This window comes from Pseudoalteromonas sp. Of11M-6 (assembly GCF_022347905.1).
GTDB lineage: Bacteria > Pseudomonadota > Gammaproteobacteria > Enterobacterales > Alteromonadaceae > Pseudoalteromonas.
In genome coordinates this window covers 1-17,557 of sequence record NZ_JAKRFW010000014.1, presented here as the reverse complement: position 1 = coordinate 17,557, position 17,557 = coordinate 1, and the positions used below count along the sequence as shown (strand labels likewise).

Here is a 17,557-nt window from a genome sequence, read left to right as displayed (position 1 = left end):
CCTGGTTCTTGATTGATGGTATTGCCTTTATATGGCAGAATACAGGCTTATTTATGTGCATTTAAGTGGCGCTATAATTAGTTTTAAACTAAGCCGCGCATACTGATTTTCTTCGTCTACGCTATCACGGTAAACAAGATTACAGATATTGAGCAGCTGTGGAGCCTGTGGCAAACCTCAGTACTCCTCGCAATTGGTATTATTATCATGACTATCAAAGCGCGCTTTTACGTGTTAAAACAAAACGATGAGCCGGGGATTAGCGTTCCGGCTCATTTTGATCTGGCAGCACAAACTGCGGCGAGCTTATATCAAGCTGGACACCGTATCTTTGTTAACGTCGATAATACTGACGACGCTCATTTATTCGATGAGCACCTTTGGTGTTTTGACGCAGACAGGTTTGTGCCCCACAACTTACAAGGCGAAGGCCCCAAGGGCGGCGCACCGGTGGAAATTGGCACTATGCCTCCTGCTGCTCGTCGCCCCGTGCTCATTAATCTGGCTCGGGTCGTCCCTGACTTTATTCGTCGCTTTGAACAGGTGATAGATTTTGTGCCTGTTGAAGCCAGCGCTAAGCAAGCCGCACGAGAACGTTTTAAGCAACTTCGTGCACTTGGCGCAACAATTTCCACTGAAGACATTGAGAAATAGCATTTTTAGGGTTCTGTGTAATGGATAAAACCTACAATCCACAAGATATTGAACAGTCTTTGTATCAAGACTGGGAGTCAAATGGCTACTTTAAGCCATCAGGCAATGGTGACGCATACTCGATTATGATCCCACCGCCGAATGTCACAGGTAGTCTACACATGGGCCACGCGTTCCAAGACACTATCATGGACACTTTGATCCGCTATCAGCGTATGAAAGGCAAAAACACACTATGGCAAGTGGGTACCGACCACGCAGGTATCGCCACTCAGATGGTAGTTGAGCGTAAGCTTGCAGCTGAAGAAGGTAAATCACGCCATGATTTAGGCCGTGACGAATTCATCAATAAAATCTGGGAATGGAAAGAGCAATCAGGTGGCACAATCACCAAACAGTTACGCCGTTTAGGCGCGTCTGTAGATTGGGATAGAGAACGTTTTACGATGGATGACGGCTTGTCTGAAGCAGTAAAAGAAGTATTCGTTCGCCTATATCAAGATGACTTAATTTACCGTGGTAAGCGTCTAGTTAACTGGGATCCTAAATTACACACTGCGATTTCTGATTTAGAAGTTGAGAATAAAGACAAGCAGGGCCATATGTGGAATTTACGCTATCCACTTGCGGATGGCGTAACCACAAAAGATGGTAAGGACTATATTATCGTAGCAACCACTCGTCCAGAAACCATGCTTGGTGACACTGGCGTTGCAGTAAACCCGGATGATGAACGTTACCAAGACTTAATTGGTAAAGAAATTCTACTTCCTATCGTCAACCGTCGCATTCCTATCGTTGCCGATGAACATGCAGATATGGAAAAAGGCACGGGCTGCGTAAAAATCACGCCAGCACACGACTTTAACGATAACGAAGTTGGTAAGCGCCATGAGCTGCCAATGATCAACGTGTTCAACAAAGACGCGGCTGTTCTAAATACGGGTGAGTGCTTTACTTTTGATGGTAAGCCACTTGAAGCGATGGATGCACCAATTCCAGAGCGTTTCCACGGCCTTGACCGTTTCGATGCGCGTAAGCAAATCGTTGATGAATTTGAACAGCTTGGTCTACTTGAGAAAGTCGACGATCACAGTCTAACCGTTCCTTACGGCGACCGCTCTGGCGTAGTTATCGAGCCATTACTTACCGATCAGTGGTATGTTCGCGTTGCTCCTCTTGCTGAGCCTGCGGTAAAAGCGGTAGAAGATGGCGATATTCAATTTGTACCTAAGCAATACGAGAACATGTACTTCTCTTGGATGCGTGATGTTCAAGACTGGTGTATTTCCCGTCAACTTTGGTGGGGCCACAGGATCCCGGCATGGTATGACAGCGAAGGTAATGTATATGTTGGTCGTGACGAAGCAGAAGTTCGTCAAAACCATAACCTAGATGCGAGCGTAACGCTGACACAAGATGAAGACGTACTAGACACTTGGTTCTCTTCTGCACTGTGGACTTTCTCAACGTTAGGTTGGCCTGAAAACACGGAAGATCTAAAGGTATTCCACCCTTCAGATACCTTGGTTACTGGTTTCGATATTATCTTCTTCTGGGTAGCTCGCATGATCATGATGACCATGCATTTCATCAAAGATGAAGATGGTAAACCTCAAGTTCCATTTAAGACCGTTTATGTGACTGGCCTTATTCGCGACGAAAATGGCGATAAGATGTCTAAGTCAAAAGGTAACGTGTTAGATCCACTAGACATGATTGACGGTATCGATCTTGAGAGCCTAGTGACAAAACGTACTGGCAACATGATGCAGCCACAGCTTGCGGCAAAAATCGAGAAGAATACGCGCAAAACATTTGTCGATGGTATTGAAGCACACGGTACTGATGCATTGCGTTTCACTCTTGCAGCAATGGCATCAACGGGACGTGATATCAACTGGGATATGAACCGTCTTGAAGGGTACCGTAACTTCTGTAACAAGCTGTGGAATGCTAGCCGTTATGTATTGATGAACACAGAAGAACAAGACTGTGGCTTCAACGATAACGAAAAAGTGTATTCTCTAGCGGATCGTTGGATTTTAGGCCAATTCCAAAATACAGTTAAGGTGTTCTCTGAGCACTTAGATAACTATCGTTTTGACCTTGCGGCAAATACCATTTATGAGTTCACATGGAACCAATTCTGTGACTGGTATCTAGAGCTAACTAAGCCAATTCTATTTAAAGGCAATGAAGCGCAGCAACGTGGTACACGTCATACGCTTATCACCGTATTGGAAGGCTTACTTCGTTTAATGCACCCACTAATGCCTTATATCACAGAGACAATTTGGCAACGTGTAGCACCAATCGCAGGTGTCGAAGCGAAGACAATTATGCTTGAAGCGTTCCCAGTATTCGACGAAAGCAAAGTTGATGCGCAAGCGATGGCAGACCTTGAGTGGGTGAAGCAGTTTATTATTGCTATCCGTAACATTCGTGGTGAAATGGACATCAGTCCAAGCAAGCCGCTAAACGTGTTACTTACTGGTGCAAGCGAAGATGACAAACGTCGTCTAGAAGAAAACCAAGCTTTCTTAAGTGCTCTGGCAAAACTGGAAACGGTAGATTTGCTTGCAAGCAAAGACGAAGCACCAGCTTGTGCGACTGCGTTTATCGGCGACCTTGAAATCATGATCCCAATGGCAGGTCTGATTGATGTAGAAGCTGAACTTGCACGTATTGCCAAACAGCTTGAAAAAGCAGAAAAAGGTCTTGAGCAGGTCGAAAAGAAACTCGCAAACGAAAAGTTTGTAAGTAATGCGCCTGAAGCGGTACTTGCTAAAGAGAAAGCAAAATTAGCTGAGTTTAGCGATGCAAAAACGAAGCTACTTGAACAAAAAGCAAAGATAGAAAGCTTGTAATCGCTTTCTATCTTGGTTGGTTTTATACCACTGCAAAAATTAAAAAAGCCGCATATTGCGGCTTTTTCATTAACTGATTAAAGTATTACTGTTGCTCGAATAGGCTGTCGGTACTTAACCCTTCGTGTTGTAAAATATCCTTCAAGCGTCTCAATGCCTCAACTTGAATTTGCCTTACACGCTCTCTCGTTAGCCCGATTTCGCGGCCAACATCTTCAAGCGTAGACGGCTCATAACCGAGCAGACCAAAGCGTCTCGCTAGCACTTCTCGCTGTTTTGGATTTAACTCTCCAAGCCAATCAACAATGTGCTTATTAATATCGTTGCTCTGCACTTCGGTTTCTGGACCACCGCCCTTTTCATCCGCGATTATATCGAGCAGTGCTTTGTCATTTTCACCACCAATAGGCGTATCAACCGAAGTAATCTTTTCGTTCAGACGCAGCATCTTGCTGACCTCTTCGACAGGTTTGTCGAGACATTCAGCGATTTCTTCTGCGGTAGGTTCATGATCCAACTTTTGCGTCAATTCACGTGCTGTACGTAGGTAAACGTTGAGCTCTTTGACAACATGAATTGGCAAACGAATGGTACGAGTTTGGTTCATGATAGCGCGTTCGATGGTTTGACGGATCCACCAAGTTGCATAAGTAGAAAATCTAAATCCACGTTCCGGATCAAACTTTTCTACAGCTCGGATCAGACCTAAGTTACCTTCTTCAATGAGGTCAAGTAATGCCAAACCACGGTTGTTATAACGACGAGCGATTTTAACCACTAATCTCAAGTTACTCTCTATCATCCGTTTACGTGAGGCTTCACACCCCTTTAACGCTTTACGCGCAAAGTAAACTTCTTCTTCTGCACTGAGCAGTGGGGAAAATCCAATTTCACCTAAATAGAGTTGAGTGGCATCTAAGTTTTTAACCACTTCTTCTTTGGCAAAAACTTCTTCGTCGTCTTCGAGGTCTTCAAGTAATTCGTCTTTCGGTTCGTCAATATTATCATCTTCGAGCTTGTCTAACTCAGGAGTAGATTTTGTAGGTAATTTTGCAGTGTGAGCCATAAGTATTCTCCCCAAGCGAATAAAAGTAAGGGTACTCGAACCAATCGATGTACTCGCATTACTTTATGGCAAGTATTTTGCCGGGTTTACAGCTTGACCTTTAAAACGGATCTCAAACCTAAGCGCCGTCTTAGAAGCATCTGTACTACCCATTTCGGCAATTTTTTCCCCAACTTTAACTTTTTGCTGTTCTCTGACGAGTAACTTAGCGTTGTGGGCATACGCACTTAGATAATCATCTGTATGTTTCAGAATGATTAAATTGCCATACCCACGCAACGCACTCCCTGCATATACAACTACACCGCCAGCAGCAGCCTTAACTGAAGTGCCCAGTTTATTTGAGATCTCCAATCCCTTATAACCATTCTCTTTAACAGAGAAGTGACGAGTCACCTTGCCTTCAGCAGGCCATTTCCATAGTACCTTATTATTATACAAAGCCTTGGTACTACTAGATTTTTGTGTGGCTTGTCTTTGAACATACTCTCGTTGATTTGGCTTATCAAGCTCTTTTTTGGAGGTTTTGTTACTTTTTTGTTTTAAAGACTGAGACTTGCGGTTTACTTTCGTGTATTTTATGTTCTTTTTGTTTTTATTTCTGGGATATTCTAGACGAATGATCTGATTGGGATAGATCGTGTACGGAGGCTTAATTTTATTGATTTTCGCAAGTGTTCTTACATCTTTGTTCGCGCTAAATGCAATTGCAAATAAAGTATCGCCTTTTTTTACTTTGTAACTGCTTCCGTTAATATTAATTTTATGTGACGAGGTGGTCTTACCAGAGTATAAAGTTGTTACAGGTGCAGGCGTATGATTCGACGAACAGGCAACAAGCAGGCCGCTTAAATAAATCGATATGATGACCTGAGACTTGCGCATTACTTATATTTTCCAGTGCTACTATCAACGACTATCATATCAATCTAACTTAATTTTGCTTGGTTTTCACATTCTACTGGAAAAATAGTTATATTTTATGGAGTTGTTTTTAAAACCAGCAAATTAACCGACTTCGCCAGCGATTAAAGGCACAAAGCGCACGGGAGCTAGAGCATGGCGAATAAACTGCTCACCTTGTTTAACAAATAACGTGAGTATTTGCTCTTCAATCCCAATTGGAATGACCATGGCACCGCCATCTTCTAGTTGCGTCAACAAATCATCTGGAACTGATTGTGCAGCGGCTGTAACAATGATCCCCGCAAAGGGCGCTTTTGAAGCCCAGCCCTTCCAACCGTCACCATGTTTCATGGTAACATTGTATAAATCCAGCAAATGCAGCCTTCTGCGCGCTTGCCACTGCAGCGACTTGATCCGCTCGATGCTAAAAACCTGTTCAAACACTTGTGCCAGTATGGCGGTCTGATAACCAGAGCCCGTCCCCACTTCCAAAATGCGCCCTTTAACACCCACTTGTTTTAACACTTCAGTCATTTTTGCGACGATAAAAGGTTGTGATATCGTTTGCCCTTGACCGATAGGAAGTGCAGTATTTTCATATGACTTATGTTTAAGCACTTCATCGACAAACAAGTGTCTAGGCGTGTTAGCGATGGCATTGAGTACCATTTTATCTTCTACGCCTTGCTGTGTTAGCAGTTCCACCAGCGCGTTGGCACTGCCCTGATAATTATTCAGCACATACGCCTCTTAAGATAACCAGCTCGCCACAGCATCTAAGCTCTCGTAAGCCGTCATATCCACCTTGAGCGGTGTGATAGCGGCATAACCATTGTTTACAGCATGAAAATCCGTGCCTTCACCAGCGTCACTTTCATGACCTAACGTGCCATACCAGTACACACTTCGGCCCCATGGGTCGATTTGTTCGGTCATGGTATCCGCTTTATGACGTGAGCCTAGTCGAGTGACTTTAATCCCTTTTAAGTCACTTAATGGAATATCAGGGACGTTGATATTAATGATTTGGTCTTTTGGTAGCGGGTGGTTTGCAAGCTTTTTAATGATCTCTACCGTGACATGCGCTGCAGTTTCGTAGTGGGCTTCATTTTTAGAGCAAAGAGAAACGGCAATCGCAGGTAAGCCCACATGTCGACCTTCAGTGGCCGCCGCAACAGTGCCAGAGTACAGCGTATCATCGCCAAGGTTAGCGCCATTGTTGATCCCTGCAACGACTAAATCCGGCAATTCATCCATCAGTTTGTTCACTCCAAGGTGAACACAGTCGGTGGGCGTGCCATTCACGGAGATAAAACCATTATCTAGCGTAGTCGCTCTGAGCGGGTTTAATAATGTTAACGAGTTACTCGCACCGCTACAGTTTCTATCTGGACCAATGACGGTTACGTCCGCGATTTGTGATAACGCTTGATACAAGATAGCAATACCCTTGGCGTGAACACCATCGTCATTACTCAATAGGATCTTCATATTTCACCTCTTTTTCTTGTTAGACAATGAGTATCTCACTGCTGTATCGACTCTTCATGTTTATTAAACTTTTTACTGGCATCTTTATGATTAACAAGCTCTCTGAGCAGCGCCGTGGCAAAAGTTCCTTTTGGTAAACTGAATTCTAGGGTGAGCGTACTGTTGTCAGCCATACTCACTTTAAGTGCTTCGGGTATTAATCTAAGCGCTCTACGCTCATTTTTCATCCCAAATTCAGCCAACCCTTCGTGCCATTTAGCGAAAGGAGCCAACCATTCACGCTCTTGCGGCAACAAGCCCTTTTCACCTTTGCCAACCAATGGCGCCGAAAGCAAAATGTCGCCATTCAGTAACCGTTCGATGAGCTCGCAATCAATTTCTGAATCAAAAAAGGCGTTACTACCGCTCAGTAAAAAGATTTCACGATGCCAAGTCGTTGCCAAACCATGCTCTGCCACGCGGCGACTGACGACTTCGTTAAACAGATGAGAGCGGGCGGCTGAAAGCACCAGCCCTCTGAGCTTTTTATCGCGGATCTTTTCGCCGTCAAATAACCTATCTGCCATGGCTAAGTTGTGGCCATCATGACCAAAACGTTGTTCTCCAAAATAATTAGGAACCCCTTGGCGTACGGCATTAATACGCGACAGAATATCAAGTGGAGCAGTCACGTTTCTGAGGGTAATGGCAAAGCGATTACCCTTATGACAGCCTGTTTTTAACTTTCGATTGTGCCGTATTTGTTGCACCACAAAAATAGAGTCACTATTTAATGCACTAAAATCTACCGACTTTTTAATTGGCACCGGCACACTAAACCACTGCGTACATACGCCGTGTCTGTCTTTAATTCCTGCATAACTGACATCTCGCGGTGAAATTTGAGCAAATTCTGCAAGCTTTTTAGCGACAAATGCAGTGTTTTCTCCCTTTTTTATGATCTGCAAGCAAACGTGCTCACCTTCGCCAGTAAAAGGAATATCTAAAATTTCTTCGACTCTAAAGTCTTCTGGTTGTGACTTATAATCGCCATCAGATAACGGTTTGCCGTAAAGATAATTTAGTGTCTTCATGCTTTTACCAATAGCACCACAGCATGGCTTGAGATCCCTTCCTTACGTCCCTCAAAACCCAGCTTTTCAGTAGTGGTTGCTTTAACATTAACTTGGTCCAGCTGCGCTTCACAGTCGTTTGCGATTTTACCGCGCATCGCATCAATATGTGGTCGCATTTTTGGTGCTTGCGCGACAATCGTGATATCGATATTGCCTATTTGATAGCCAAGCGCTTTCACTTGTTCCATCACGCGGCGTAATAAAATACGACTGTCGATATTTTCAAATTCACTCGCGGTATCAGGAAAGTGCTTACCAATATCTCCCAGCGCAAGCGCTCCCAACAAGGCATCACACAATGCATGAATTGCCACATCACCATCGGAGTGAGCAATAAACCCCTGTTCGTAAGGAATTTTTTCCCCACAAATCGTCAATGGGCCAGCTCCACCAAATTTATGAACATCAAATCCGTGGCCAATTCTAATCATGCTGTTTACCTTGTTGTTGAATTATAAACTCCGCCAGAGGTAAATCCTCCGGCGTTGTGATCTTAATGTTATCTGTACGCGCGGCAATGAGTTGGACTGGCTGATTTTGTAATTCCATCGCTGATGCTTCATCTGTGATATTTGCACCTTGAGAAAGTCCAAGCTCCAGCGCAGCCAATAACTCTTCATACCTAAACATTTGAGGCGTAAAAGCCTGCCATAACGACGCTCTAGGTACGGTCTCCTGTACCAACTCCGCACCGCGTTTGATGGTATCTTTAACCTTGGCAGCCAGTATGCCACCTTGCTGTTGATTTATACATTGTGAAATCAGCTGATGAATATCGTCCAGCGCAACTAAAGGTCGAGCCGCATCATGAACTAACACCCAGTCAGGGCAACTTGGTGCTAACGCTTTTAGCGCCAATAAAACGGAGTCGGCACGTTCTTGTCCACCTTCACAGTAGCTAAAACGGCTATCAGGTAGTAACGCCGATGAAAAATATCCATCTTCTTTGGAAACGGCAACCATAAATTGATTGACGCACTCAAGTCCGGCTAGTTTTTCCAGTGTATGTACTAAGATCGGTTTACCTAATAGTGGAATATATTGTTTAGGCATCTGCGCCTGCATACGACTGCCAACCCCAGCTGCGGGGATGACGACTGCAAGTTTATCGTTTCTTTTCATGAGGTACTTTCGGTAATACACGGATAAAAGTTTCGCCAGGCTTAATCATGCCAAGCTCATGACGAGCGCGCTCCTCAACACCTTCAAGGCCGAGTTTTAAATCTTCGATATCCGCTTTTAATAGTTTATTTCGTTTACTGAGGTTGGCATTGGTTTCTTGGTGCGATTTAACCACGGATTTTATCCGAGTGTAGTCCTCCACGCCGTTGTGGCCGAACCAAAGTCTGTACTGAATAAATAGCGCTAAAACCAACAGCGCTAACTGAAAAAATCGCATTGCTTAATCCAAACTTCTGTTTTTTGAGTCGATTAGGATCGTTGACTCGTTTTTGTTTTTTGTACTTGTGGCCAATTAATTGCACTGGCAAGTAGCATTTCCCTTAGCGTCAGCCTTCGTGGTACTACCGCCTTGCCAAAGTGCCAAGAATGGCCACAACAGGCAGCTGTCATTAACGCTTTCGTCGGTTTTAGCAGTTGTACACGCGCTTCATCACTTGCTTGTAAGCTATTGCCACTAACACTAAACCAGCCAAATTGGTTGCAGTGCAATTTGTCAGCCTCACCCACTTGGTCAACACTGTCGAGCCTCACGGTTGTCCCCGTCGAGTCTGCATATAGCACGGGAACCACCAGCCCCACTTTCACCTTAGTAGTAAAAAATGCTGCGTTGGCAGCGTCATCACATTTAGGCTGTGATTTTTGCTTTGCTAACCAACATCCATTGAAACTATCTAGCTCAAGCGGGACATCACCATGAATAATATGTGTGGCCGCGCGCTCAACATAATACGGCAGGCTGTTTAACAAACGCTGAAGGCGAGTATGATCTGAGAGTTCAGCAAGTTTCGGCAACTCTCTGGCATAAAATACGTTTACAAGCTCGGCAAATACAAGGCGAGATGCTTCGTCATACCAGATTGTATTTTGCTGTTGCTCCAAAACGCCTCCCGTCAATGCAATCTACTTTAGTAGACTGGTGTACATCCTTTATACACTAGCCATGTTTCAAATCAAAGCAAACTGCTCAGTTGTACTTGCTTACGGCTTGGTTCCTAATTTTGCTTGCCCCTCAGCCATAAATTGTACTACCGAACTGCGTTTTTTTCCTATTAAGAAACTACCATCAGTCAAAAACATAAAGTTCTGCCAACATCGCTTAAACACGTCAAAGCGGGTCTCGATCACATCATCTCGAGAGAGACAAAAATACACGGTAGTATTAGCTTGCCAATCAAGAAATTGCTCGATAGTTTCAGGAAATGCTTCTCCCGCTTCCCACGGTTGCTCCCAATTGAGGGTTTCTTGCCATGAGTCCGCTTTACCAACCCAGTCAGTTTTATCAAAGAAATCAGGGTGATCTTTTTCGTTGCTTACCATAGTGCTCCAAAGCACCGCAGCGCGCGCCGCTGACATTGGTTTTATCAATGCCAGGTCGGATTCTTCGATTGGAAGATCTTTATGTTTGAAAACCCAAGCTTTCTTATAATCGTCCAGCGCAATATAATTCATCTTTAAACACCTTCAGTCTTAATGGCACGGATTATAACATTTCAGCCCGTCACGTACGGCTTTTATTTTTTGGAGCTTGAATTAGTGGATATCACACCTGGAATTTACCGCCACTACAAAGGAAAATTATATCGAGTGCACGCCTTGGCAACGCACAGTGAAACGCAAGAGAAGCAAGTGGTTTATCAAACCCTATATGGAGATATGAGCTTTTGGGTTCGACCACTTGAAATGTTTTTAGAAGACGTTATGGTCGAAGGCGAAGCGGTGCCTCGCTTTACCTTAATCGAAACCGAAGCAGGGTTGGCAGCGAAAAGCTGATTGTGGCAAGATGAGCCTATCTCATCTGACCACAAGAAGTTGAACTATGTTTAAAGGTACTGATCAATATATTGCTACCTCTGCTCTACAACAGGCCGTGAATGCGGCCATCGTTTTAGAAAAACCACTCCTCATTAAAGGTGAACCTGGTACTGGCAAGACCTTACTCGCCGAAGAATTGGCAAAAAGTTTAGATACCGAACTAATTCAATGGCATATAAAGTCAACAACCAAAGCCCAGCAAGGCCTGTACGAATACGATGCGGTCTCGCGTTTACGCGACAGTCAACTTGGCGATCCTCGCGTTAATGACGTTGGCAATTACATCATCAAAGGTAAGCTGTGGCAGGCATTTACCGCCACAAAGCGCCCCGTTCTGCTGATTGATGAAATCGACAAAGCCGATATTGAATTCCCCAATGATCTGCTGTTAGAACTCGATAAAATGGAGTTTCATGTCTACGAAACTAACGAGCAAATAAAGGCAAAGGTGCGCCCCATCGTTATTATCACTTCAAACAATGAAAAAGAGCTACCAGATGCCTTTTTACGCCGCTGCTTTTTCCACTACATCGACTTTCCGAGCAAAGAAGAGATGCAGCAGATTGTAGACGTGCATTTTCCACATATTAAAGCAAATTTAGTACAACGAGCACTCGAAAGCTTTTTCCAATTACGCGACACACCAAACCTAAAGAAAAAGCCAAGCACGAGTGAATTACTCGACTGGCTAAAACTATTATTAGCGGAAGATATTTCCCCTGACGCGTTGCATGACAAATCTAACCAAGGTGGCCTAATGCCGTTATTTGGTGCGCTACTTAAAAACGAGCAAGATGTTTCTTTGGTTGAGAAACTTGCCTTTATGAGCCGCCGCTGATCATGCTCATCGATTTTGTACTCACGCTTAGACGTTACGGTATCAAAGCGAGCCTGCGCGAATTACTAGACTGTTTAGAGGCGCTGGATAAAGAAGTTTGCTTTGCCGATCTGGACGGCTTTTACTTTTTGGCAAAAACCATCTTCGTGAAAGATGAAACCTTGTTTGATAAATTCGACCGTGCGTTTGCTGATTACTTTGAGGGAATAGAGTCAATTGATCTCTTCTCACAACTTCAACAGCAGCAATTGCCTGAGGATTGGTTGCGTAAAGAGTTTGAGAAGTCGCTGTCTGAAGAAGAAAAAGCCAAACTTAACGCCATGGGTGGACTCGATAAGCTCCTTGAAACGTTGAAAGCACGCTTGGCTGAGCAACAAAAACGTCACGCAGGCGGCAATAAATGGGTTGGTACAGGAGGCACTTCGCCTTTTGGCGCTTACGGCTATAATCCTGAAGGGATCCGCATTGGCCAAGATGGAAATCGCCATCGCAGAGCAGTAAAAGTCTGGGATAAACGGCAGTATCGCAATCTTGACAGTAATACCGACATCAGCAGCCGCAATATTAAGCTTGCACTCAAGCAATTGCGTAAATTTGCGCGCAGTGGAGCAAGCGTTCAGCTCGATCTTAATGAAACCATTCGCGCTACCGCAAGACAAGGCGGCATGCTGGATGTGAAAATGGCTCCTGAGCGACATAACTCAGTGAAGGTATTGATGCTGTTTGATATTGGCGGCTCTATGGATGACCATATCCAGCTTTGTGAACAACTCTTCAGTGCCGCACACAGTGAATTTAAGCACCTTGAGTTTTTTTACTTTCATAATTGTGTGTACGAACATGTTTGGCACGATAATGACCGTCGTGACAGCGAATTGCTTGATACTTATCAGCTAATTAACCGTTACGGTTCAGACTATCGACTAATATTTGTTGGTGACGCGACAATGGGCCCCTATGAAATCACCTATCCCGGAGGTAGCGTAGAGCATTGGAATCAAGAAGCAGGTGCTACTTGGCTGAATCGTTTAACCAATCACTTTAGTAAGGTGGCTTGGCTTAACCCTCAGCCGCAAAGCTATTGGTCTTATTACCATTCGATAGAGCTAATAAATCAATTAATGCAAGACAGAATGTATCCGCTAACAATAGAGGGACTAAGTCAGGCGTTTAAAGAGTTAAGCTAAAGCATCATTGCTTGCAAGGTAAGCACCTTGCAAGCAATGATGCGAAATTAGTCACTCGCTTCGATAGGTTCTAGTTGTAGTTTTGAAGCAATCAATACGGCTTGAGTACGATTATAGACACCCAACTTTCTGAAGATAGCGGTGATATGTGCTTTCACCGTTGCCTCTGAAATATTTAGCTCGTAGGCAATTTGCTTATTCAGCAAGCCTTCGTGTAAATATTGTAGCACTTTATATTGCTGCGGCGTGAGCGAGGCCACTTGTTGGGCAAGCTCTTTGTCCTCCCCTTCAAGTTCAGCCACTTTGTCTTTCATGCCTTCAGGCAACCACGTGTCACCTTCGAGCACTTGCTCTATGGCTTCGGTAATTTGTTCTACTGACGCCGCTTTTGGGATAAAACCCATCGCGCCGTATCCCATCACTTTAGAAATGATAGAAAGGTCTTCGCTTCCCGAAACCACAACAACTGGAAGACTTGGGTGATCCTCACGGATCCGAATTAGTCCATATAAATCACCATTGCCCGGCATATGTAAATCGAGCAGGAGTAGGTCTAGTTCTTCTTGTTGTTGTAAGACCGAGAGCGTAGTGTCAAAGTTTTCAGATTCGAATACCTCTAGTCCTTCAAACTGCGCTTTTAGAGCCCCCTTAAGCGCCTCTCGAAATAGAGGATGATCATCCGCGATTAAAAACTGATACATGCTATGCTCCTAAAAAATCGGCTGTTATCGTAAAGATAACAGCCGTTATAGTATGTTTATATTAGGTCGCAATTCAAGTTATTCAGTTAACGATTCAATCTATTCTCGATTAATTCATCAACCACACTTGGATCGGCAAGTGTAGAAGTATCCCCTAACTGTTGATACTCGTTGGCTGCAATCTTACGCAAAATACGGCGCATGATTTTACCAGAACGGGTTTTAGGTAAACCTGGAGACCATTGGATCATGTCAGGGGTTGCAATTGGGCTTAGCTCTTTACGCACCCAATTTCTCACCTCTTTAGTTAACTCGTCAGATACCGTTACCCCTTCATTTGGCGTTATATAGACATAGATCCCTTGACCTTTAATGTCGTGTGGATAGCCTACCACAGCCGCCTCAGCAACCGCTTCGTGAGCGACTAACGCACTTTCGATTTCAGCAGTACCGAGGCGGTGACCTGAAACGTTAAGTACATCATCCACGCGACCGGTGATCCAGTAGTAACCGTCTTCATCACGGCGACAACCATCGCCCGTAAAATAAACGCCCGGATAAGCCGAGAAGTACGTTTGTTCAAAACGCTCATGGTCGCCATAAACCGTACGGGCTTGTGAAGGCCAACTATCCAAAATCACCAGATTTCCTTCAGTCGCGCCTGTCAGCGTATTGCCTTCCGCGTCAAATAGTGCAGGAGCAATACCAAAGAATGGACGGGTCGCAGAACCCGGCTTAAGTGCAGTCGCGCCAGGTAGTGGCGTGATCATGATGCCGCCCGTTTCAGTTTGCCACCAAGTATCTACGATAGGACAGTCACTATTACCAATTTGCTCATAATACCAAGACCAAGCCTCTGGATTAATTGGCTCACCGACTGAACCCAAAATACGTAAACTATCACGCTTAGAACTTGCTGTCGGCTCGTCCCCTTTCGCCATCAAAGCACGGATCGCGGTAGGCGCAGTATAGAGAATAGTAACGCCATGTTTATCAACGATTTCACCCATGCGACCAGACGTCGGATAGGTCGGCACGCCTTCGAATACAACTTGAGTACAACCATTCACCAGTGGACCATAAGCAATATAACTATGACCTGTGATCCAGCCCACATCCGCGCTACACCAGTAAATATCATCTTCTTGAAGGTCGAATACATACTCATGGGTCATTGATGCATACACTAGATATCCACCCGTAGTATGCACTACCCCTTTCGGCTGACCGGTAGAGCCCGAGGTATAAAGAATAAAGAGCGGATCTTCCGCATTCATCATTTCAGGTTCACATTCGGCTGGCTTATCAGCAACTAATTCATGCCACCATACATCGTGAGCATTCCATTCAACATCGCCACCTGTTAATTGATGTACAATCACATGCTCAATAGTGGTGACGCCAACTTGTGCTACCGCTTCATCAACATTAGCCTTAAGCGGCACACAATTACCACCGCGACGACCTTCATCTGAGGTGATGACCACTTTGGCGCCAGAATCTTTAATACGGTCTGCAATCGCAGAAGGTGAAAAGCCCCCAAACACAACGGAATGGATAGCACCAATTCTTGCACAGGCCTGCATGGCATAAATTGCTTGTGGAGTCATCGGCATGTAGATTGCCACGCGGTCACCCTTTGTAACGCCCAGACTCTTAAGACCATTGGCAAGCTTTGCGACTTCATCATGCAGTTGTTGGTAGGTAATATTTTCTGTTTGTTCTGGGTTATCACCTTCCCAAATCAACGCAACTTTATCGGCGCGCTTTTCGAGGTGTCTATCGATACAGTTATAAGAGGCATTTAGTACGCCGTCTTCATACCATTTAATATTGATATGGCCTTTATCAAATGAGGTATTTTTAACTTTACTATAAGGTTTGAACCAATCTAAACGTTGACCGTGCTCTTTCCAAAACTCTGCGGGGTCATCAATCGACTTTTGATATAGTTCTTGATATTGCTCGTCGTTGATTAATGCTGCGTTCTTGATTTTTTCAGGAACTGGATAAATGCTCTGTGACATAGTCATCTCCATTATATTTAGAGGTCTAGGTCTGCTAGACACGCTTTTCCTAAGGATCACCCAGCCTTGGGTGTTTAAGTATTAGACCTTAGTTGTAGAACAGCTGCAAACGTAAAAGTTTCATACAACTTACCGACTGTACCTAATTCAAACGTTATGATCGCCTTATCCTCCGCTCATTTACTGTATGCCACCTTAGTCTAATAGACCAATAGGTAATTGAGTAAAAACCAACCTTAAACAACAGTTAGTGATGATTAATATGAATATCGGCTGCTGCCAACTGCAAAGCACAGCTATTGAGGAACTGGATTATGACAACGAATAACATTAATAAAAAACTGCTCGCAGTTGCTATCAGTAGCCTCTGCGCTCTCCCTGCCACTGCGGCTGAGATTGGCGATACTAAAGTTAACTATGGTGGTTATATCAAGCTAGATGCCATTTGGAGTGACTTTTCTGACGGCGCGCTGGGTGCGCAAAATATCGGCCGAGACTTTTACGTTCCTGGTACGACTCCTGTCGGGGTTAACTCAGATAGCGATGCTGTGTTTGATATGCACGCTCGCCAATCTCGCTTTAGCTTCGGGACCGATACTAAGCTTGATGATGGCAGCAGTATCAAGACTAAAATCGAGCTAGACTTTATTTCTACATCTGGAGGCAATGAGCGTGTGAGTAACTCCTACTCACCTCGTATTCGCCAAGCCTTTGTGAGCTACAAAGGCTTCTTGTTCGGTCAAGCTTGGTCAAACTTCCAAAATGTTAGCGCGCTACCAGAGACTTTAGATTTCGTTGGCCCAGCTGAAGGCACTGTTTTCGTACGCCAAGCCATGGCTAAATACACCACGGGAAACTGGTCTTTCTCTATTGAAAACCCAGAAAGCACGGTTACCACTGCAGATAGTGGCCGTGTCGTCACTGATGACGCTAGCATGCCTGATTTCACTGCACGTTACACACACAATGCAGATTGGGGTCATATTGCGGTAGCGGCACTTGCGCGCCAAATAACCTATAAAGTCGGTGGAGCTGATGAGTCTGAAAGCTCATTTGGGGTCAGTGCATCTGGTCGTGTTAATTTTGGCAACAATAACTTGAAGTTTATGCTGACCCAAGGCCAAGGGCTTGGTCGTTATGTAGGACTGAACGTTGCTAATGGTGCGGTATACGACGGTAACTCGTTACATGCAATTGACTCGACGTCGGGCTTTATTGCTTACCAACATAGCTGGAATGATCAGTTCCGCTCAACATTCTTATACTCATTCTTTAATGCTGATAACGAAAGCGATTTGCTGGCGGTAACTGGCGATCCGACAAAATCAAGTATGAGTTACAGCGCAAACCTACTTTATTCACCCGTGAAAAAACTTACCTTTGGTGCTGAATATAAGATGGGTACTCGGGAAACAGAAAGTGGCCTCGAAGGTGATTTAGATAGACTGCAACTTTCAGTGAAGTACGTGTTTTAAGGTTTTGTAATTTTAATAGGCTAGTACCAATTCACTTCCTAACTGCGGCCTATTGGCCGCTTTTTTATTGTTGGTCGCGACATAAAGTCGCTGCTACGATGTGTTTTTCCGCTACGTAAAATCCGCTGCTACGATGTGTTTCTTCGCGATATAAAGTCGCTGCTACGATGTATTTTTTCGCGACATAAAGTCGCTGCCACGGTGTGCTTTTTCGCGACATAAAGTCGCTGCTA

Annotated in this window: 18 protein-coding genes; 6 read left to right on the top strand and 12 right to left on the bottom strand. The window is 44.4% G+C overall.

Going from position 1 to position 17,557, the window contains the following annotated elements; genetic code table 11:
• Positions 1 to 207: 207 nt before the first annotated feature.
• Positions 208 to 654: a DNA polymerase III subunit chi gene (locus MHN32_RS09580; RefSeq protein WP_010377414.1), complete on the top strand. Its 447-nt coding sequence runs from the start codon at positions 208 to 210 to the stop codon at positions 652 to 654.
• 20 nt (positions 655 to 674) lie between these two features.
• On the top strand, positions 675 to 3,524 hold the full coding sequence (locus MHN32_RS09575; protein WP_235366994.1) for a valine--tRNA ligase: 2,850 nt from the start codon (positions 675 to 677) through the stop codon (positions 3,522 to 3,524).
• Positions 3,525 to 3,609: 85 nt separating this feature from the next.
• Here the strand turns inward: MHN32_RS09575 and rpoS are convergent, their stop codons facing one another.
• The 10 genes from rpoS to MHN32_RS09525 all read right to left on the bottom strand — a co-directional run bounded on the left by rpoS (position 3,610) and on the right by MHN32_RS09525 (position 10,733).
• On the bottom strand, positions 3,610 to 4,590 hold the full coding sequence (gene rpoS / locus MHN32_RS09570) for an RNA polymerase sigma factor RpoS (protein WP_010605635.1): 981 nt from the start codon (positions 4,588 to 4,590) through the stop codon (positions 3,610 to 3,612).
• Between the two features lie 63 nt (positions 4,591 to 4,653).
• Complete coding sequence (locus MHN32_RS09565; protein WP_239421606.1) at positions 4,654 to 5,475, bottom strand: peptidoglycan DD-metalloendopeptidase family protein; 822 nt, start codon at positions 5,473 to 5,475, stop codon at positions 4,654 to 4,656.
• 123 nt (positions 5,476 to 5,598) lie between these two features.
• Complete coding sequence (locus tag MHN32_RS09560) at positions 5,599 to 6,237, bottom strand: protein-L-isoaspartate(D-aspartate) O-methyltransferase (protein ID WP_010605637.1); 639 nt, start codon at positions 6,235 to 6,237, stop codon at positions 5,599 to 5,601.
• 9 nt (positions 6,238 to 6,246) lie between these two features.
• Positions 6,247 to 6,987: a 5'/3'-nucleotidase SurE gene (surE, locus tag MHN32_RS09555; protein ID WP_010377409.1), complete on the bottom strand. Its 741-nt coding sequence runs from the start codon at positions 6,985 to 6,987 to the stop codon at positions 6,247 to 6,249.
• Positions 6,988 to 7,022: 35 nt separating this feature from the next.
• A complete protein-coding gene (locus tag MHN32_RS09550) occupies positions 7,023 to 8,060 on the bottom strand; it encodes a tRNA pseudouridine(13) synthase TruD (RefSeq protein ID WP_010605638.1) in 1,038 nt (345 codons plus the stop codon).
• Positions 8,057 to 8,533, bottom strand: a complete 477-nt coding sequence (ispF, locus tag MHN32_RS09545) for a 2-C-methyl-D-erythritol 2,4-cyclodiphosphate synthase (RefSeq protein WP_010605639.1) — start codon at positions 8,531 to 8,533, stop codon at positions 8,057 to 8,059. The genes MHN32_RS09550 and ispF overlap by 4 nt, the downstream gene beginning before the upstream one ends.
• On the bottom strand, positions 8,526 to 9,224 hold the full coding sequence (ispD, locus tag MHN32_RS09540) for a 2-C-methyl-D-erythritol 4-phosphate cytidylyltransferase (RefSeq protein ID WP_239421605.1): 699 nt from the start codon (positions 9,222 to 9,224) through the stop codon (positions 8,526 to 8,528). The genes ispF and ispD overlap by 8 nt, the downstream gene beginning before the upstream one ends.
• A complete protein-coding gene (gene ftsB, locus MHN32_RS09535; RefSeq protein ID WP_010605642.1) occupies positions 9,208 to 9,501 on the bottom strand; it encodes a cell division protein FtsB in 294 nt (97 codons plus the stop codon). Before ftsB ends, ispD begins: the two co-directional genes overlap by 17 nt.
• 32 nt (positions 9,502 to 9,533) lie before the next feature.
• Positions 9,534 to 10,178: a hypothetical protein gene (locus tag MHN32_RS09530; protein WP_010605643.1), complete on the bottom strand. Its 645-nt coding sequence runs from the start codon at positions 10,176 to 10,178 to the stop codon at positions 9,534 to 9,536.
• A gap of 84 nt (positions 10,179 to 10,262) precedes the next feature.
• Positions 10,263 to 10,733: a DUF2947 domain-containing protein gene (locus tag MHN32_RS09525; RefSeq protein ID WP_045962078.1), complete on the bottom strand. Its 471-nt coding sequence runs from the start codon at positions 10,731 to 10,733 to the stop codon at positions 10,263 to 10,265.
• An 84-nt stretch (positions 10,734 to 10,817) separates the two neighbouring features.
• Between MHN32_RS09525 and MHN32_RS09520 the strand changes: the two genes are divergently transcribed.
• From MHN32_RS09520 to MHN32_RS09510, 3 genes are read left to right on the top strand one after another with little or no spacing between them, the layout of a single operon-like run.
• On the top strand, positions 10,818 to 11,054 hold the full coding sequence (locus MHN32_RS09520) for a DUF1653 domain-containing protein (RefSeq protein ID WP_010377401.1): 237 nt from the start codon (positions 10,818 to 10,820) through the stop codon (positions 11,052 to 11,054).
• A gap of 46 nt (positions 11,055 to 11,100) precedes the next feature.
• The gene (locus MHN32_RS09515) at positions 11,101 to 11,934 is read left to right on the top strand and encodes a MoxR family ATPase (protein WP_235366981.1); all 834 of its coding nucleotides are present in this window, start codon (positions 11,101 to 11,103) and stop codon (positions 11,932 to 11,934) included.
• 2 nt (positions 11,935 to 11,936) lie between these two features.
• Positions 11,937 to 13,121, top strand: a complete 1,185-nt coding sequence (locus MHN32_RS09510) for a VWA domain-containing protein (RefSeq protein ID WP_239421604.1) — start codon at positions 11,937 to 11,939, stop codon at positions 13,119 to 13,121.
• 47 nt (positions 13,122 to 13,168) lie between these two features.
• On the opposite strand, the gene MHN32_RS09505 is transcribed toward MHN32_RS09510, so the two are convergent.
• Entirely contained in the window at positions 13,169 to 13,822 is a 654-nt protein-coding gene (locus tag MHN32_RS09505; protein ID WP_010605647.1) for a response regulator transcription factor, read from the bottom strand.
• Between the two features lie 86 nt (positions 13,823 to 13,908).
• Positions 13,909 to 15,849, bottom strand: coding sequence for an acetate--CoA ligase (gene acs / locus MHN32_RS09500; protein WP_239421603.1), 1,941 nt, complete (start codon positions 15,847 to 15,849; stop codon positions 13,909 to 13,911).
• A 314-nt stretch (positions 15,850 to 16,163) separates the two neighbouring features.
• Here acs and MHN32_RS09495 point away from each other — a divergent pair, with 314 nt between their 5' ends.
• Positions 16,164 to 17,324: a DcaP family trimeric outer membrane transporter gene (locus MHN32_RS09495; RefSeq protein WP_235366976.1), complete on the top strand. Its 1,161-nt coding sequence runs from the start codon at positions 16,164 to 16,166 to the stop codon at positions 17,322 to 17,324.
• Positions 17,325 to 17,557 lie beyond the last annotated feature (233 nt).

Bases quoted from the DNA above. Each gene is read 5' to 3' on its own strand.
- MHN32_RS09550 (WP_010605638.1), bottom strand. From the start codon at position 8,060: ATGAAGACACTAAATTATCTTTACGGCAAACCGTTATCTGATGGCGAT.
- surE (WP_010377409.1), bottom strand. From the start codon at position 6,987: ATGAAGATCCTATTGAGTAATGACGATGGTGTTCACGCCAAGGGTATT.
- MHN32_RS09575 (WP_235366994.1), top strand. From the start codon at position 675: ATGGATAAAACCTACAATCCACAAGATATTGAACAGTCTTTGTATCAA.
- MHN32_RS09525 (WP_045962078.1), bottom strand. From the start codon at position 10,733: ATGAATTATATTGCGCTGGACGATTATAAGAAAGCTTGGGTTTTCAAA.
- ispD (WP_239421605.1), bottom strand. From the start codon at position 9,224: ATGAAAAGAAACGATAAACTTGCAGTCGTCATCCCCGCAGCTGGGGTT.
- ftsB (WP_010605642.1), bottom strand. From the start codon at position 9,501: ATGCGATTTTTTCAGTTAGCGCTGTTGGTTTTAGCGCTATTTATTCAG.
- MHN32_RS09565 (WP_239421606.1), bottom strand. From the start codon at position 5,475: ATGCGCAAGTCTCAGGTCATCATATCGATTTATTTAAGCGGCCTGCTT.
- MHN32_RS09495 (WP_235366976.1), top strand. From the start codon at position 16,164: ATGACAACGAATAACATTAATAAAAAACTGCTCGCAGTTGCTATCAGT.
- MHN32_RS09515 (WP_235366981.1), top strand. From the start codon at position 11,101: ATGTTTAAAGGTACTGATCAATATATTGCTACCTCTGCTCTACAACAG.
- MHN32_RS09580 (WP_010377414.1), top strand. From the start codon at position 208: ATGACTATCAAAGCGCGCTTTTACGTGTTAAAACAAAACGATGAGCCG.
- acs (WP_239421603.1), bottom strand. From the start codon at position 15,849: ATGTCACAGAGCATTTATCCAGTTCCTGAAAAAATCAAGAACGCAGCA.
- rpoS (WP_010605635.1), bottom strand. From the start codon at position 4,590: ATGGCTCACACTGCAAAATTACCTACAAAATCTACTCCTGAGTTAGAC.
- ispF (WP_010605639.1), bottom strand. From the start codon at position 8,533: ATGATTAGAATTGGCCACGGATTTGATGTTCATAAATTTGGTGGAGCT.
- MHN32_RS09505 (WP_010605647.1), bottom strand. From the start codon at position 13,822: ATGTATCAGTTTTTAATCGCGGATGATCATCCTCTATTTCGAGAGGCG.
- MHN32_RS09510 (WP_239421604.1), top strand. From the start codon at position 11,937: ATGCTCATCGATTTTGTACTCACGCTTAGACGTTACGGTATCAAAGCG.